This is a genomic window from Streptomyces sp. WAC06614 (assembly GCF_003949795.1).
Lineage (GTDB): Bacteria > Actinomycetota > Actinomycetes > Streptomycetales > Streptomycetaceae > Streptomyces.
On record NZ_RPRY01000546.1, the window covers coordinates 1 to 2,718 of the forward strand.

Annotated in this window: 2 protein-coding genes; both read right to left on the reverse strand. The window is 75.1% G+C overall.

From position 1 onward, the window contains the following. Window positions 1–110: 110 nt before the first annotated feature. Window positions 111–1,325 (reverse strand): 4-hydroxybenzoate 3-monooxygenase, encoded by a 1,215-nt coding sequence (locus EF918_RS34450; RefSeq protein ID WP_185922069.1) that lies wholly within the window; start codon window positions 1,323–1,325, stop codon window positions 111–113. 215 nt (window positions 1,326–1,540) lie between these two features. After that, window positions 1,541–2,707 carry a GDSL-type esterase/lipase family protein gene (locus EF918_RS34455; RefSeq protein ID WP_125652804.1) on the reverse strand — a complete coding sequence of 389 codons (1,167 nt, stop codon included), beginning with the start codon at window positions 2,705–2,707 and terminating at the stop codon, window positions 1,541–1,543. Window positions 2,708–2,718: the final 11 nt, after the last annotated feature.

Consider the following 2,718-nt stretch of genomic DNA (forward strand, 5'->3'; position numbering starts at 1 on the left):
GTGCCGGACGGCGCGGAGTGGGGGCCGGGAAGCGCCGGATCAGGGATGCGGGTGCGGGTGCCGGACGGGGCCGGGGACGGCGGCGGTGAAGGTGGCGGTGGCGGTGGCGGTCACACGACGAGGTAGTGCTCGGCGAACCACTCCTGCTGGATGCGCGAGGTCCGCAGCGAGGCGATCCGGGAGCGCTGGAGGCCGGCGTGGAAGAACGATCCGGCACCGTCGGCCGGCTCGGGCGTCGCGTGCAGCAGCCGGGTCATCCACCCGGTGAACTCCTGCGCCCGCCAGATGTGCGTCAGGCAGCGGTCCGAGTAGCCGTCGAGCCCCGCGGTGTCGCCCCGGGTGAGGGCGTCGGTGAGGGCTCCGGCGAGGATCTCGGCCTCCAGCACCGCGAGGTTGGCGCCCTTCGCGGCGGCCGGCGGGAGCAGGCTCGCGGCGTCGCCCGCGAGGAGGAGCGAGCCGTGGCGCAGGGGTTCGACCACGTCGCAGGTCAGGTCGAAGAGCCCGCGTTCCAGGAACGCGCCCCGCCGCAGCGGCCCGTGCTCCGCGGCCCCCATCCGGAGGTCGAGCTCGTCCCAGATCCGCTGCTCGGGCCAGGCGTCGGCGGCCACGCCCCGCCGCCACTGGAGGTAGTAGCGGGTGACGTCCGCGGTACGGGCCATGTGCCCGGCGAAGCCGCGGTCGTGGACGGCGTACCCGACGGCGTCGAGGCTCGGCGGGGCCTGGGCGAGCAGGCCGAGCCAGGTCACGCCGTGGTCGTGGTGGTGGCGGACGGCGTCCGCGGGGAGGGAGCGGCGGGCGGCTCCGTACCGTCCGTCGCACCCGGCGACGTAGCGGGCGGTCCACCGGGCGGGCCGGCCGTCGGGCTCGCGCGTGGTGACGGTCGGCCGGCTGCCGTCGGCGTCGAGCACGGTGAGGGCCTCGGTGTCGAAGCGGATGCGTCCGCCGCGGTCGAGGTAGTGCTCCAGGAGGTCCGTGACGAGGTTCTGCTGCGGGTAGACGTGGTGCTGTTCGCCCGGCCCGAGGGCGCCGTAGTCGATCCGGAACCGGCCCTCCGGGGTGCGGAACTCGCACGTTCCGTGCCGGCTGCCGTGCCGGTGCAGGCCGTCGGAGAGGCCGTGGCGGTCCAGGATCCGTACGGTGTTCGGGGCGAGGAACCCGGCGCGGGCCCGGGTCCGCAGGCGGGAGCGGGAGGCGCGTTCCAGGACGACGCAGTCGATGCCTGCGGCGAGCAGCAGGTTGGCGAGCACGAGCCCGGTCGGACCGGCGCCGAGGACGACCACGTCGGCTGATGCGCATAAGGCGCGGGGTGTCTGACTTTCCGTCATAGCGGGTGAAGCATAAGCACGCGAAGATCCGCGTACCTACGCCTGCCATCCCTTAGCGGGAATAGAGTGATCATCGTTTTGGACGCGGCCGGCCCGTGCTGGCGCGGCCGACGGCCGTCCGCACGGGCCGGCCGGTAGCGTGCGCCGGGCGTGCGGGAACGGACACACGCTCCCGGCGGCGCGGACCGGCCGGGACGGGCCGGCCGCGCCGCGGGTCATGCGAACGGCCCGCCGGCGGTGAAGGCGTGGCGTGCGAAGCGTTCGCCGATGAGGCGGTGGGTGGCGGCGTCCGGGTGGAGGTCGTCGGGCAGGGGGAACGTCTCCTCGTCCTGCGGGCCGTAGAGCGTCCGGCCGTCGAGGTGGTGCAGGTGGGGGTCCTCGGCGGCACGCTCGCGGACGATACGGGCCAGCTCGTCGCGGACGACCCGGAGCGTCAGCTTCCCGGCGGCGACCTCCCGCGGGTCGCCCGTGGCCCGGAACCGCAGGCGCCCGGTGGCGAGGGAGTCCGGGTCGACCACGCAGGGGCCTGGGGTGTCCTCGTGCACGGGGCACGCGATCGGCGAGACCACGAGCAGGGGCGTGGTGGGGTGGCCGTCGCGGATGGTGTCGAGGAAGCCGTGGACGGCCGGGCCGAAGGCCCGCAGCCTCATCAGGTCGAGGTTGACGACGTTGATCCCGAGCTTGACGCTGATCAGGTCGGCCGGGGTGTCGCGCAAGGTACGCGCGGTGAAGGGGTCGAGCAGCGCGCTGCCGCTGAACCCGAGGTTGAGCAGGTCCGCGCCGCCGAGCGCGGCGGCCACGGCGGGCCAGGTGGTGCTCGGGCTCCCGGCGTCGGAGCCGTGGCTGATCGAACTGCCGTGGTGCAGCCAGACGGGGCGGCCGTGGGCGGGCAGCGGCTGCACGGGGGCGTCGGTGCGCAGCGCGACGAGTTCGGTGGTCTCGTCGTGCGGCAGCCAGATCTCGACGTCCTTCGGTCCGGCGGGCAGTCCGGTGAAGCGGACGGTGGCCGGCGGTCCGGGACGGAGTTCGGTGCTCCAGTCCGCCATGTCGATGACCAGGGTGTCCCCGCCGTCCGCGCGGCCCTGCGCGGTGAGCCGGCCGTCGACCAGCAGGTCGTAGACGCCGTCCGGGCGGCGCGGCGCGCCCACGTAGTCGCGCTTGGTGGGGACGGTGTCGAGTTCGACGGCGGTGGCCGCGGTGCGGAACGCGAGCCGTACGCCGGAGGGCTGGGCCTCGGCCATCGCGAGCTGTCCGTCCCGGCACTGCGCCCGGGCCCGGGCGGGCAGCCGGTGCGGCAGCAGTCCGCGCGGGGTGCGCTCCAGCTCGATCGCCCCGCGCACCAGGGAGTCGGTGAGCGGAGTGCTGCTCCAGTGGGGCGCCAGGGGTGCCGGGG

Excerpts from the sequence above, each read along its gene's own strand:
- EF918_RS34450 (WP_185922069.1), bottom strand. The coding sequence starts at position 1,325 with ATGACGGAAAGTCAGACACCCCGCGCCTTATGCGCATCAGCCGACGTG.